Source organism: Myxococcus sp. AM010, from assembly GCF_013372585.1.
Taxonomy (GTDB): domain Bacteria; phylum Myxococcota; class Myxococcia; order Myxococcales; family Myxococcaceae; genus Myxococcus; species Myxococcus vastator.
In genome coordinates this window covers 23,698-36,857 of sequence record NZ_JABXEO010000017.1, presented here as the reverse complement: position 1 = coordinate 36,857, position 13,160 = coordinate 23,698, and the positions used below count along the sequence as shown (strand labels likewise).

Here is a 13,160-nt window from a genome sequence, read left to right as displayed (position 1 = left end):
GGGGGGAGGGCGGGCCCTGAACACTCTCAGTCCTTCCAGAGCACCTTCCACGGGTGCTTGCGGAGGTCCGTCACCAGAGAGCGCAGCTCGTCGTAGAGCGTGCCGTCCTGGAGCACCGCGCCCGCGGTGCCCTCGCCGGCCTCCAGCTTCGCCAGCACCCGGTCCGCGCGGGCCGCGATGCTCTCCAACTGGCCCGAAGCCGAGGTCAGGCGCTCCAGCGCGAGCTTCACCCGAGCGCCGTCCTCGGGCCCCAGCGGACCCGTCACGGCCGCCAGCGCGTCCAGCGTCGTCCCAGCGGACTTCGTCAGGCCCGGCAAATCCCGGCGCGCCACGGAGGCCACCGCCGCCGCGTCGTCCAGCAGCCGCGCCCCCTTGCCCCCGGGCTGGAAGGCCTCGCGCGCCAGGCCCGCGAGCTGCCGCAAGTCCTTCGAGGCCGCCGCCAGCTCGGACGCCAGCACCTTCACGTCGCCCCGGTTCTCCGTCAGCAGCTGGTCCAGCGTCCGCGCCAGCCGGGACACGTTGGCCGCGAGGCCCCGGATGGCCTCCGGGTCCTCCTCCAGCATCTGTGAAAGCAGGTCCACGAAGCGGGTGAGCTGCTCGGCCAGGACGTCCAGCCGGGGCGCGTCCGTTCCCCGGACGACGGTGCCCGCGGGCAGCCGCTCCTGCGCCGAACCCGGGTTCAGCTCCAGGTAGGGCTCTCCCAGGATGCCCACCGTGGCCACCGTCACGCGCGCGTCCTGGCGCAGCGCGCCCACGGCCTCCGGCGCCACCGCCAGCTCCATCCGCACGGGCAACGGGCGGCCCTGCGCGTCCCGCCGCTCGGGCTGGAGCTGGATGTCCTGCACGCGCCCCACCTGCACGCCGCCCAGCTTCACGGGGGCGCCCTCCACCACGTTCCCCGTGTGGCCGAAGTCCACCGCCAGCCCCGTCTCCGAGCCCAGCTTCAACTCGCCCATCAGCCACAGCAACACCAGCACGCCCATGATGGTGGACAGCACCAGGGCGCCCACCTTCAACTCCAGCCGTCGCTCATCCATCCGTCGCGCCCTCCATGAATGGCGCCGTCAACACCCGCAGCTCGGGCGCGGAGGACTCCAGGAAGCCCTTCGGCGTGCCCAGGTAAGCACATTGCTTGTCCGCCACCACCAGCACCCGGTCCGCCAGCGCCTTCAACTGCCGGTAGTCGTGGGACACCACCATCCCCCCCAGGCCCCGCGCCTTCAGCGACGCGAGCACCTCCTCCACCTGGCCCGCCGCCTTCCGGTCCAGCCCCGTCGTCGGCTCGTCGAAGAGGAGATAGCGCGGCTTGAGCACCAACGCCCGGGCGATGGCCGTCCGCTTCTTCGCCCCGGGCCCCAGCTCCGGAGGCAGCCGGTCCGCCCAGTCCAGCAGCCCCACCTGGGCCAGCGCGGCGTCCACGTCATCCACGGCCGCCGCCGGGTCCGCCAGCCAGACGTTCTGCCGGAGCGTGCGCCAGTCCAGCAGCGCCGGGCCCTGCACCAGATAGGGGGCCTTGCGCCGCAGCGGCACCAGCTCTCGCTCGGGCCGCGAGTCCACGCGCTCTCCCCACAGCGTCACTTCACCCGCGTCCGGGCGCAGCAGCCCCACCGCCAGCCGGCACAGCACGCTCTTCCCGGTGCCACTGGCGCCCGCGATGAACGTCAGCTCCTTCGTGGACACCTCCGCCGTGAGCCCCGCGAGCACCGGCCGGCGTCCCTCGTCGAACGCGACGTGCACGTCTCGGAATCGCAGGGCCTCGCTGTCGGGAAGTGAAGTCATGCGCGAGGCTCACTCACAGGCGCAAGAGCTGGAAGGCCAGCGACACGGCGAGGTCGATGAGCAGGCACCCCAGGCTCGCAGCCACCACGCCGTCGGTGGTGGCCTCGCCCACGGCCTCGGCGCCGCCGCGCGCCTTGAGGCCCGCCACCGCCGCCGCCAGCGGAATGTAGAGCCCGCAGCCCGCGGCCTTCAGGAACGCGGCCAGCAAATCCCAGCCATCCACGTAGCGCGGATCCATGAACGCCCGCCCGTCCACGCCGAAGGCGAGCTGCGCCACCGCCGACGCGGACAGCGTGGCCGCGATGGTGCCCAGGGTACACAGCAGGGGCACGCCCACCACGCCCGCAATCACCCGAGGCGCGACGAGGTCCGCGTAGGGGTCGCCCGCGGACATCTCCAGGGCCTCCACCTGCTCGTTGACGCTCATGGTGGACAGCTCGGCCGCGTGCGCCGCGCCCGCGCGTGAGGCCGTGAGCAGCGCGGACACCGCCGGGCCCAGCTCGCGGATGAGCAGCTCGAAGTACGCGGGCCCCAGCACCGCCACGTTGCCCACGAAGCGCCGCGCCTGGCTGTTGGCGATGGTGACGAGCACCGCGCCGAAGAAGGCCATGCCGGACATCACCAGCCACACGCTGCGCCCGCCCAGCTCGTGGAGCTGCGCCAGGGACTCACGCCAGGGCACGCCGTCCCGGGTGGAGGCCCGCACCGTGCGCGCCAGCATCACCACGGGCGCTCCGAAGAACGTCAGCACGCTGCTCATCCCATCCACCCCGCGAGCACGGACGTGAGGACGAAGTCGAGGACGAAGATGGCCGCGCAGCCGCGCACCACCGCGCTGGCCGCCGCCTGGCCCACGGCGTGGGCGCCGCCCCGGGCGGACAGGCCCACGGTGGTGGACAGCAGGGCGATGGCCAGCCCGAAGATGCCCGTCTTCACCACGCCGCCCAGGAGATCGAACGGCCCCAGCAACTGAGAGAAGGTGCCGAAGAAGACGCGCACCGGGAGGCCCAGGGCGAGCAGGGCGGCCACGGACTCGAAGAGGATGGCCACCGCGAAGGTGACGCTGCTGAGCGCCAGCATGCTGACCTCCATGGCCACCACGCGAGGCGCGACGAGGATGGCGAAGGGGTCCAGGCCGATGCCGCGCAGGCCTTCAATCTGTCCGCCCACCTGCATCAGCGCCAGCTCCGCCGCGTTTCGCGCGCCCAGCCGCGCCGACATGATGAGGCCCAGCAGCAGCGGGCCGAACTCCCACAGCACGCCGTAGCCCGCCGCCCAGCCGAGGACGGCCCGCGCGCCGAAGCGCTGGACGTAGATGCCCGACTGCAGCACCACGATGATGCCGGCCAGCGCCGCCGTGGCCAGGGCGAGCGGCAGGGAGCCGTAGCCGAACTGCACCAGGGCGCGGCCCAGCTCGCGGCGCTCCAGCTTCGGCAGCGCCAGCACCGTGCGGCCCACGACCAGTCCGAGCGCGCCGGTTCCTCGGAGCACGTCCAGCGCCGTTCGTCCGAGCTTCGTCAGCACCGTCACGCGGGCACCTCGTCCGGTGCATCCTCCAATTCGGGCGCGGGCGGCCCGTCATGAACCAGTCGCCCCCCACGCAGGTACAGCCAGCGAGGCAGGGGCAGGTCCATTGGCGCCTCCGTCGACACGACCAGCAGCGTGCCGCCCCGGGACACGTCCAGGAGCACCCGGGCCACCTGCCGGGCCGTGCCCGGATCCAACCCCGCGAAGGGATCATCCGCCAGCACCACCGACGGACGCGCCGCCAGGGCCCGCGCGATGCCCGCGCGCTTCTTCATGCCGCCAGACAGGCGCTCCGGCAGCGTGTCCGCCGCGTCCGCCAGCCCCACCGCGCGCAGGACGTCACGGGCGCGGGCCTGGGCCTCGGCCTCCGGGACGTGGCGGCGGGTGAGGGGCGCCATCACGTTCTGCAGCACTGTCATCGAGTCGAACAGGGCATCCGTCTGGAACACCATGCCGAACGACGCCTGCTGCTCGCGCCGCTCGGCGGCCGTCAGCCGCGCCGCATCCCGCCCATCCCACAGCACGCAACCCTCCGTGGGCCGCACCAGCCCGGCCAGGGCCTTCACCAGCGTCGTCTTCCCCGCGCCCGAGCGCCCCAGCACCAGCGCCTGCGTCCCGGGCGGCAACGCGCAGCTCACACCGGACAGGACCTGCCTCGCTCCGTACCGCACCGTGAGGCCGTCCGCGCGCAGGTCCATGGTGTCCGTTCGCCCGCCGCCTCAGGGCCGCCAGCGCACGAGCGCGCCGCTTTGGCCCGCGGCCCAGACGTCCGCCGGGCCGGTTCCGCTCAGCGCGTTCATCTGGCTGGACGGAGACGGGTTCGTGGCGTGGCTCCAGGCCGTGCCGTCAAAGAAGTGGATGTGGTTCGTTCCGGAGCTCACGGCGTAGACGGCCTTGCTGCTGAAGGCAACCAGTCCGCGGATGTCCGCGGCGTTCCCGGAGGGCAGGGTGACGGCGGGCTTCACGCTCCACGTCGTGCCCGCGCGCTCCAGGAAGAGGCCGCCGTCACCCCCGGCGTAGACATGGCTGGGTGACAGCACCCGGATGGCGCGGAGGAACCCAGGCACTCCGACGTTGCCCAGGGGCTCCTTCTGCCACGCGCCGCCGTCCTCCGAGGGCCCGCGCCAGACCACGGGGTGGCTGGTGCCGCCCTGGTCCTCGGCGCCCGCGGCGAAGAGCGTCAGGGGGCTGGTCCCGTCAATGGACCGGAGGTTGCCGCCGAGCTCGACGAGCTGCTCGGGCGCGGCCTGCGTGGGCGCGCCCTCTTCGTAGTTCCACCGGAGGACGCGGCCCTGGCTGTCCACCGCGTAGAGCGCGACGCGGTTGCCGTCTTCAAAGCCCACCATCCCGTTGATGCTGATGCTCACCGGGCCCGCCACGTCGACGCAGGGGCCGGTGTCGGTGGGGAGCCGGGTGGTGAACGTGCCCGCGCCGGAGCCCAGGAAGACGCGCCCGGCGCTCGTCACCCAGGAGGTGTTCCACTCACCCGGGCAGTCCGCCACGAGGGTGATCGTCTCGCCGTCAACGTGGGCGACCCGGCCGTCGCGTCCCGCCAGCCAGCCCTTGTTGCCGGCGTACGCCGCCACCGTGTCCCAGATGATCGAAGCGGGCGTCGCGTTCGTCGTCGTCCAGGCCACGGTGTCGCAGCCCGCCAAGTCTTCGTCCACCTGTCCGTCACAATCATTGTCCAGCCGGTCGCACACCTCGGTGGCCGCGTTCGACGCGAAGCGCGAGCTCTCATCGCAGTCCGTGTCCTCCTCCACCGCACCCTGTGACGGGCTGACGCACCAGAGCCCCAAGGAGGTCCCCGCCTCACCGTCACCGTCCTCGTCCTGGAACCACTCCCGCGGCGTCTCGCTGCTGACGCAGGCCGTCAGCGCGCTGCTCGCGCACTGCTTGAACCCGGCGCAGCGCTGCGCGGTCTCGCACGGCGCGCTCACGTCGAACGGGTCGTTGTCGATGGTCCCATCGCAGTCGTCGTCCTTGCCGTCGCAGACGAGCTCCGCCTGGCGGGGGTGGATGTCGGGGTCCTGGTCGTTGCAGTCACCGGCCTCCAGGACATAGCCCGCGGGAGGCGTGCAGGAGAGGTTGGGCAGGGCGGACGGGTCGCCGAAACCATCACCGTCCGCGTCGCGGTAGTAGGTCGCGCCGCCGGGGGCATCCGCCTCGCCATTGACGCAGTTGTTGTCCACGCCGTCGCACAGCTCCGTCGCGCCGGGGTGGATGGCCGGGTCGTCGTCATCGCAATCCGAGCCAGGGAAGGTCCCTTCGCTGGAGACATAGCCGTCGTCATCCAGGTCCAGGGCGCGCAGGTCCAGCTCCACGGACGCGGTGCCCACCGTGGGCACCTGCGTGGTGACCTCGTGCAGCGCCACCACGGGCCCGTTGCAGGAGCGCTCATGCGCGGTCGCGGTGAGCCGCAGGTTCCGGCTCCAGCCCTCCCGGCCCAGGATGGCCACCGTCCGCACGTCGCTGCGGGCCGAGGGCTCCATCCGGACGTCGGCGGTCTCCGTGCGACTGGGTTCGTCCACATCCGTGACGGTCAGCGTGAGACAGCCCGGGCGAAACGTCGCATACGAGACGAGCACGCGGACGGCCCCGGCACTGGGTGGGTCTTCCTGCTTCCGGCAGCCGGAAACGGAGAACAGCACCGCAAGAACGCAACCCATCAGGAATAAACGCATCGGCTGAGCATTCCCGGGCGCTTGGCGGCGCCCGCAATCTTTCAACAGTGAGCTACGGAACCCAGGAGAACCCGACGCAACCCATAGACCGTCGCGCGGGCCACCGTCCAGCCGCCGAATCGTCATAGCCCGTTCTCTACACCTCCGTTTATATGGCGCGTCGCACCGCCCCCCGAGGCTCGAGCCTTCCCCGCCCGTTCATGCATAGACCTCGTCACGCCATCACCGTGCCCCTCTGCGCCTGGCTCGCCCTGACCGCGTCCAGTGCGTTGGGACAGCAGCCCTCGGCCTCCGACGTCGCGGAGGATGCCCCAGCAAGTCCTCCGTCCCAGCCCCCGCCCGCGGAGGCCCAGTCCACGGCAGGCGGTCCGCTGACGCTGGAACAGGCGGTGCAGCTTGCCGCGAAGCGCAACGAGGTGGCCCTGGCCGCCGAGCAGCAGGCCGAGGCCGCACAGGCCCGGCTGGCTCGGGCACGGGCCTTCTTCTTTCCAGAGCTGACGGGAACGGGCACCTACACCCGGCGTCTGAATGAAGTGACGCGCGAAGTGGGTGGCCAGACGGTGGTCATCCAGCGCAGCAACGCCTTCAACGCCAACTTCGTCGCCTCCATGCCGCTGTTCGACGCGCGCGGCATCTTCCTGTACCGCGCGGCGCGGCGGGAAGGCGACGCGGCGGAATGGGAGGCCGTGGAGGCGCGACGGCAGATTGGCTTCGAGGCCGCCAACGCCTTCCTCGCCACCCTGGCCCAGGAGCAGGTGTACCGCGCGGCCGAGCAGCGCCTCGCGTTCGCCCGCCAGTCGCTCCAGGACGCGGCGGCCCGCGCCAAGGCGGGGCTGGCCAGCAGCAACGATGCGACGCGCGCGGAGCTGGAGGCGGCCAGCGCCGAGGTGCAGATGGCCAACGCGCGCAACGCCGCGCAGACCGCGCGCCTGGAGCTGGGCTTCCTGCTGGTGTCCTCGGTGAAGGGCGCGCTGGCCTCGCCGGATGCGCTGCTGTCGGACGCCAGCCGGCCGCTTCAGGCACACGCCTCGCTGGCGGATGGGGCCCTGGACCGCCGGCCGGACATCCTGGCCGCGCGCCTGCGGGTGGACGCGCTGGAGGAGGGCGCCAAGGAACCGCTCGCCCGGCTGCTTCCGACGCTGGGCGCGTCCGCCACGTACCGCCTCACGAACGAGGCCGGCCTCGCGGGCCGCACGGGTGACGGGTTCCTGGGCGTCAACCTCATCTGGAACTTCTTCGATGGCGGCGAACGCTACGCCGAGCGCCGGGAGCGCGTGGCCCTGGCGAGGGCGGCGGAGCTCCAGGTCCAGGCCACCACGCGCCGGGTGGACGTGGACATCGAGCAGGCGAGGGTGGCACTGGAGAACGCGCAGGCCGCCCTGGCGCAGAGCGACCTGGCGGTCCGCACGGCGCGGCAGAACGCGGAGGAGCAGGGGATTCTCTACCGTCAGGGCCTGTCGACCGCGCTGACGGTGGCGGACGCCTCGCTGCGGCAGTTCGAGGCGGAGGTGGCGTATGCCCAGAGCCGCTTCGCGCTGGGCGTGGCGCTGCTGGGGCTTCGGGCGGCCGTTGGACTCGACCCATTGGGGAAGGAACCGTGAAGGCAATGCGACGCGCAGGAACGTTGGGTCTGGCCGTGGCCGTGCTGTCCCTGGGGGCTGGCTGCGAGAAGGACGCGCAGCGCGCCAAGGGCGGAGCCACGCCGGCGGGTGGTGGCCGCGCCGCCATCCAGTTCCCCGTCGAGGTGGCTCCGGTGGAGTCGCGGGACGTGGAGTACGTGGTGGACGCGGTGGGCTCCGTGGAGGCCTTCGAGCGGGTGCAGATCACCGCCCGCGTGCCGGGCGCCGTGGAGCGGGTGCGCTTCGCGGAAGGGCAGTCGGTGAAGAAGGGCGAGGTGCTCGCGGAGATAGAGCCCGCCCGCTACGCCATCGCCGTGCGCTCCGCGGAGGCTTCGCTGGCGCGGGCCCGCGCCACGCTGGAGGAGGCGGAGGCCGGTGCGAAGCGCCGCACCGCGGTGAACGAGGCCAGCCCCGGTCTGCTCCCGGCCGAGCAGCTGGAGACCTTCGAGGCCCGCGCGCGCACGGCGGCGGCGGACGTGGCGGCGGCGAAGGCGCTGGTGGACCAGGCGCAGCTCAACCAGCGGGACGCCTACGTGCGCGCGCCCATGGACGGCGTGCTCCAGACGCGCACGGTGCAGACGGGCCAGTACGTGCAGCCCGGCGTGGTGCTGGCCACGCTGCTGCGGCGCGAGCCGTTGCTGCTGCGCTTCACCGTCCCGGCGGCGGACGTGTCCCGCATCCAGCCCGGCATGACGGCGCGCTTCTCCGTCAGCTCCGCGGGGGGTGGGGCCTTCACGGCGAAGATCACACACGTGGCCGCCGCCGCGGACGACGCCAGCCGCATGGTGCCGGTGACGGCGGAGATCTCCGGCGAGGCCGCCGAGCGGCTGCGGCCGGGCGCCTTCGCCACGGTGGTGGTGCCGGTGGACATGCGCGGCGGCAGCCCGGTGATTCCGCAGACGGCGGTGCGCGCCAGTGAGCGCGGCTTCCTGGCCTACGTGGTGGAGGGCAACAAGGCCCGCGAGCGCGTGCTGGAGCTGGGCATGCGCACCTCAGATGGCCGCGTGGAGGTCCGCGACGGCGTGAAGCCCGGTGAGCAGCTGGTGATTCGCGGCGGCGAGGCCCTGCGCGACGGGGCCGCCGTCCGCGTGGCGGAAGCGCCCAGGCCCAAGGTCACCGGTGAGCCCGCCCTGCGGCCCGAGGCCGCCAGCGGCGGTGGAGGCACCCGGCCATGAACATCACCGAGGCGTGCATCAAGAAGCCCGTCCTGGCGTGGATGATCATGGCGGCCACCATCGTCTTCGGACTGGTGGCCGCGCAGCGTATCGGCATCAGCCAGTTCCCGGACGTCGACTTCCCCACCATCAACATCTCCGTCACCTGGGAAGGCGCCAACCCGGAGGCGGTGGAGAGCGACGTCCTCGAGTTCATCGAGGAGGCGGTGACGCAGGTGGAGGGCGTCACGGCCATCAGCTCCTCCGCGCGCCAGGGCGGCGGCAGGGTCACCGTCGAGCTGGACCTGTCGCGCAACGTGGACCTGGCGCTCCAGGACGTCCAGACGAAGGTGAGCCAGGTGCAGCGCCGGCTGCCGCTGGACATTGATCCGCCCATCATCTCCAAGTCCAACCCGGAGGACCAACCCATCCTCTGGGTCGGCGTGTCCGGGCCCTTCAGCCAGCAGGTGGTGAGCGACTACGCCCGCTTCCGTGTGAAGGAGAAGCTCCAGACGATTCCGGGCGTGGGCGAGGTGCAGCTCGGCGGCATGCTGGAGCGCAACGTCCGCATCTGGGTGGACGCGGAGAAGCTGGACGCGCTGGGGCTGACCGTCATGGACGTGACGGCCGCGCTCCAGCGGGAGCACGTGGAGCTGCCCGCCGGCCGCATCGAGACGCAGGGCCGCGAGGTCAACGTCCGCGTCATGGGCGAGGCGCTGGACCTGGAGACCCTGCGGCGCATCATCGTCCGGGAGCAGGACGGCTTCCCCGTCTACCTGAATGACGTGGCGCTGGTGGAGGACGGCTTCGAGGACGTGCGCCGCATGGCGCGCATCAACGGCGAGCCGGCGCAGGGCGTGGGCATCAAGAAGCAGCGCGGCGCCAACGCCGTGGCGGTGGCGCAGGGCATCCGGGCCGAGCTGGCCAAGATGCAGAAGGACCTGCCGGAGGGGATGCAGCTGGGCGTCAACTTCGACTCGACGCAGTTCATCGAGGAGAGCGTCCACGAGATCGAGTTCGAGCTGATGCTCGCGTGCCTGCTCACCGCGTTCGTGTGCTGGGTGTTCCTGGGCTCGCTGTCCAGCACGATGAACGTGGTGCTGGCCATCCCCATGTCGCTGCTGGGGACGGTGGCGGTCATCTACTTCCTGGGCTTCACGCTCAACACCTTCACGCTGCTGGGCCTGGCGCTGGCGGTGGGCATCGTCGTGGACGACGCCATCATGGTGCTGGAGAACATCTACCGGCACTCCGAAGAAGGGAAGGACCGGGTGCGCGCCGCGCGCGAGGGCACGGCGGAGATCACCTTCGCCGCGCTGGCGGCGACGCTGGCGGTGATCGCCATCTTCCTGCCCGTCGTCTTCATGAGCGGCGTCATCGGCAAGTACTTCCTCCAGTTCGGCGTGACGCTGTGCGTGGCGGTGCTGCTGTCCTACGTGGAGGCCATCACCCTGGCGCCCGCGCGCTGCGCGCAGCTGCTCAAGACGTCGCGTGAGGGCCGCAGCGCGGTGGGCGTGTGGGTGGACCGGGGCTTCGAGAAGCTGGAGCGCGTCTACGCGCGCGCCCTGGGGTGGGGGCTGAAGCGCCCCTGGTGGGTGCTGGGCGCGGCGGTGCTGCTGCTGGGCGTCAGCGCCTTCGTCTTCCGCGCGCTGCCCGGTGAGTTCGTGCCGTCGCAGGACCAGAGCCGCCTGCTGGTGCGCATGCAGACGGCGGTGGGCAGCGACATCGAGGAGACGAACCGGCTGTTCCTTCGGGCGGAGGAGTTCGCCAGCAACCGGCCCGAGGTGACGCGCGTGTTCTCCGTCGTCGGCGGCTTCGGCAGCGGCGCGGTCAACACCGGCATCATGTTCGTCAGCTTGAAGCCGCCCGACGAGCGCATGCCGCAGTCGGAGTTCCAGCAGATCCTCCGCAAGGAGTTCAACAGCTACCCGGGCCTGCGCGCGGTGGTGCAGGACCAATCCCAGAGCGGCTTCACCGCGCAGCGCGGCTTCCCGGTGGAGTTCAGCGTGCGCGGCTCGGACTGGGAGCAGTTGGTGGAGGGCAGCCAGCAGATGCGGGAGCTGCTCCAGGCCAGCGGCAAGGTGGTGGACGTGGACACGGACTACCAGCTGGGCATGCCGGAGCTGCGCATCACCCCGGACCGGGGCCGCGCGGCGGACCTGGGGGTGCCCATCCAGTCGGTGGCCACCACCATCAACGCGCTGGTGGGCGGCGTGCGCGTGGGCAAGTACAGTACCGGAGGCCGGCGCATCGACGTGCGCATGCGGCTGATGAAGGACCAGCGCGCCAGGCCGGAGGACCTGTCCACGTTGAAGGTCCGGACGGCCAGCGGCGCGCTGGTGCCGCTGTCGTTGCTGGTGACGCAGGAGGAGCGGCCCGCGCTGCAGGCCATCACCCGGAGGGATCGCGAGCGCGCCATCAGCATCTACGCGAACGTGGCGCCTGGCTCGAACCAGGAAGAGGCGCTGGCCACGGTGGAGCGGCTGGCGAAGGAGCTGCCCGGCGGCGTGCGCGTGGTGGCCGGTGGCGCCAGCGTGGCCTTCCGCGACTCGATGAGCAGCCTGTTCTTCGCGCTCTTCCTCGGGATTGGCGTGGCCTACATGGTGCTGGGGGCGCAGTTCAATTCGTTCCTGCACCCGGTGACGGTGCTCACGATTCTGCCGCTGTCGGTGGCGGGCGCGGCCTTCGCCCTGTTCACCACGGGCACCACGTTGAACATCTTCAGCATGATTGGCCTGCTGCTGCTCATGGGCATCGTGAAGAAGAACTCCATCATCCTGGTGGACTACGCGCTGCAAGAGCGGGATCGGGGCGCGGACGCGATGCAGGCCATGCTGCGCGCGGGGCCGGTGCGGCTGCGGCCCATCCTCATGACGTCCACCGCGACGATGATGGCGGCGGTGCCGGCGGCGCTGGCGCTGGGGGCGGGCTCGGAGACGCGCGCGCCCATGTCCATCGCCGTGCTGGGTGGGCTGTCCGTGTCCACGGTGCTCAGCCTGCTGGTGGTGCCCGCCTTCTACGTGGTGGCGGACCGCATCAAGACGCGGCTGGGGGAGCGGTTCGGCAAGAAGGACGACGCGCCGCACGAGCCGCCCCAGCACCCAGGGCACGGTGAGGAGCCCCGCCCGGCGGCGCACGGGTAGGCGGCACATCGCGTCGTCCTTGACGCGGGGGCCATCGCGGACGTCTTCGTGACGCCGCGGTGGCCTTTTCTTTGTGGTGCGAGGCCGCAATCGGTCCTTCATTGAAGCGTTGGTGGATGGCCATGGTCCATTCTTCGTTTCGCGGTCGCAGCGCCTCCTTCGTCAACCGTCTGGGCGCAGGGGGCCTCGGGGTGGCGCTCCTGATGGGAGGCTGTGCCTCCTTCCCAGCTGCTCCGGAGGTGTCTTCCGCTTTGGCTCCGTCGGGCGCGGCCTCGGCCTATGCCGTGGGGTTCACGTCGCTGACGTTCGAGGACGCGGCCCGCCAGCGCTCGTTGAAGACGGTGGTCTGGTATCCGGCGCCGCTGGGCTCCCGCATGGTGGAGCACACGGCGTCTCCCATCTTCGTGCCCTTCGTCGCCGCGAAGGACGCACCGCTCTCGGATGCCCGGGAGCGCTGGCCGCTGGTGGTGCTGTCCCACGGCAACGGTGGCGCGGCCATCAACATGTCGTGGTTCGGCGCGCACCTGGCCGCGCACGGCTTCATCGTCGTGTCGGTGGACCACCCTGGCAACACCTACGGAGACACGAGTCCGGAGGGCTATGTGCGCGGCTGGGAGCGGCCCCAGGACTTCACGGCGCTCCTGGATGGGCTCTTGAAGGACGCCGCCTGGGGGCCACGTGTGGACGCCGCGCGCATCGGTGCCGCCGGGCACTCCATGGGCGGCTACACGGCGCTGGCGTTGGTGGGCGCGCGGCTCAACCTGGCGCCGCTCGCGAACCGCTGCTCGGCACCTGGGACGCGCGAGCACCCGGGATGCGACGAGCTTCGAGACGTCGACTACAGCCGCATCGACCTGGCGGTGGCGCGTGCGTCGTACAAGGACTCGCGGGTGCGCGCCGCCTTCGCCATGGCGCCGGGCCTGGCGGGGACCTACGAGGCGCGGGACGTGGCGGACATCGACGTGCCGGTGACGCTGGTGCTCGCCAAGGGGGACGAGCTCATGCCCCACGCCCAGCACGGCCTGCAGTTGGCGAAGCTGCTGCCAGACGCGACGACGGTGACGCTGGACGACGCGGCCCACTTCACCTTCCTGCCCGAGTGCACGGAGCTGGGCTTCAAGGCCGCGGCCATGCTGTGCCGGGATGCCACGCCCGGCACGCGGGCGGCCTCACAGGCGCGCACGAGCGCGGAGGCGGTGGCGTTCTTCCAACGGACGTTGGACGCTCAGCGATAACGTCGCGGATGCGCTGGCG

10 protein-coding genes are annotated in these 13,160 nt (G+C 71.7%); 4 read left to right on the top strand and 6 right to left on the bottom strand.

Annotated elements, in window-relative coordinates; translation table 11 throughout:
• Window positions 1–26: 26 nt before the first annotated feature.
• From HV826_RS11425 to HV826_RS11400, 6 genes are read right to left on the bottom strand one after another with little or no spacing between them, the layout of a single operon-like run.
• Window positions 27–1,037, bottom strand: a complete 1,011-nt coding sequence (locus HV826_RS11425) for an MlaD family protein (protein ID WP_176417039.1) — start codon at window positions 1,035–1,037, stop codon at window positions 27–29.
• Window positions 1,030–1,779 (bottom strand): ABC transporter ATP-binding protein, encoded by a 750-nt coding sequence (locus HV826_RS11420; protein WP_176417038.1) that lies wholly within the window; start codon window positions 1,777–1,779, stop codon window positions 1,030–1,032. Before HV826_RS11420 ends, HV826_RS11425 begins: the two co-directional genes overlap by 8 nt.
• Window positions 1,780–1,792: 13 nt before the next feature.
• Window positions 1,793–2,539, bottom strand: coding sequence for an ABC transporter permease (locus tag HV826_RS11415; protein WP_176417037.1), 747 nt, complete (start codon window positions 2,537–2,539; stop codon window positions 1,793–1,795).
• Window positions 2,536–3,309 (bottom strand): ABC transporter permease, encoded by a 774-nt coding sequence (locus tag HV826_RS11410; RefSeq protein ID WP_176417036.1) that lies wholly within the window; start codon window positions 3,307–3,309, stop codon window positions 2,536–2,538. The genes HV826_RS11415 and HV826_RS11410 overlap by 4 nt, the downstream gene beginning before the upstream one ends.
• Complete coding sequence (locus tag HV826_RS11405; protein WP_176417035.1) at window positions 3,306–4,004, bottom strand: ABC transporter ATP-binding protein; 699 nt, start codon at window positions 4,002–4,004, stop codon at window positions 3,306–3,308. The genes HV826_RS11410 and HV826_RS11405 overlap by 4 nt, the downstream gene beginning before the upstream one ends.
• Before the next feature lie 21 nt (window positions 4,005–4,025).
• Complete coding sequence (locus tag HV826_RS11400) at window positions 4,026–5,975, bottom strand: putative metal-binding motif-containing protein (protein ID WP_255217154.1); 1,950 nt, start codon at window positions 5,973–5,975, stop codon at window positions 4,026–4,028.
• A 215-nt stretch (window positions 5,976–6,190) separates the two neighbouring features.
• Here HV826_RS11400 and HV826_RS11395 point away from each other — a divergent pair, with 215 nt between their 5' ends.
• The 4 genes from HV826_RS11395 (at window position 6,191) to HV826_RS11380 (ending at window position 13,141) form a co-directional block, all read left to right on the top strand.
• Window positions 6,191–7,591 carry a TolC family protein gene (locus HV826_RS11395; RefSeq protein ID WP_176417033.1) on the top strand — a complete coding sequence of 467 codons (1,401 nt, stop codon included), beginning with the start codon at window positions 6,191–6,193 and terminating at the stop codon, window positions 7,589–7,591.
• Between the two features lie 5 nt (window positions 7,592–7,596).
• Window positions 7,597–8,784, top strand: coding sequence for an efflux RND transporter periplasmic adaptor subunit (locus tag HV826_RS11390; RefSeq protein ID WP_176417032.1), 1,188 nt, complete (start codon window positions 7,597–7,599; stop codon window positions 8,782–8,784).
• A complete protein-coding gene (locus tag HV826_RS11385) occupies window positions 8,781–11,906 on the top strand; it encodes an efflux RND transporter permease subunit (RefSeq protein ID WP_176417031.1) in 3,126 nt (1,041 codons plus the stop codon). Before HV826_RS11390 ends, HV826_RS11385 begins: the two co-directional genes overlap by 4 nt.
• A 251-nt stretch (window positions 11,907–12,157) precedes the next feature.
• Window positions 12,158–13,141 (top strand): alpha/beta fold hydrolase, encoded by a 984-nt coding sequence (locus HV826_RS11380; RefSeq protein ID WP_255217153.1) that lies wholly within the window; start codon window positions 12,158–12,160, stop codon window positions 13,139–13,141.
• The last annotated feature ends 19 nt before the right edge of the window (window positions 13,142–13,160 follow it).

What these genes read in the sequence shown, in the direction of transcription:
- HV826_RS11425 (WP_176417039.1), bottom strand. Translation starts at nt 1,037, where the DNA reads ATGGATGAGCGACGGCTGGAGTTGAAGGTGGGCGCCCTGGTGCTGTCC.
- HV826_RS11420 (WP_176417038.1), bottom strand. Translation starts at nt 1,779, where the DNA reads ATGACTTCACTTCCCGACAGCGAGGCCCTGCGATTCCGAGACGTGCAC.
- HV826_RS11415 (WP_176417037.1), bottom strand. Translation starts at nt 2,539, where the DNA reads ATGAGCAGCGTGCTGACGTTCTTCGGAGCGCCCGTGGTGATGCTGGCG.
- HV826_RS11405 (WP_176417035.1), bottom strand. Translation starts at nt 4,004, where the DNA reads ATGGACCTGCGCGCGGACGGCCTCACGGTGCGGTACGGAGCGAGGCAG.
- HV826_RS11400 (WP_255217154.1), bottom strand. Translation starts at nt 5,975, where the DNA reads ATGGGTTGCGTTCTTGCGGTGCTGTTCTCCGTTTCCGGCTGCCGGAAG.
- HV826_RS11395 (WP_176417033.1), top strand. Translation starts at nt 6,191, where the DNA reads ATGCATAGACCTCGTCACGCCATCACCGTGCCCCTCTGCGCCTGGCTC.
- HV826_RS11390 (WP_176417032.1), top strand. Translation starts at nt 7,597, where the DNA reads ATGCGACGCGCAGGAACGTTGGGTCTGGCCGTGGCCGTGCTGTCCCTG.
- HV826_RS11385 (WP_176417031.1), top strand. Translation starts at nt 8,781, where the DNA reads ATGAACATCACCGAGGCGTGCATCAAGAAGCCCGTCCTGGCGTGGATG.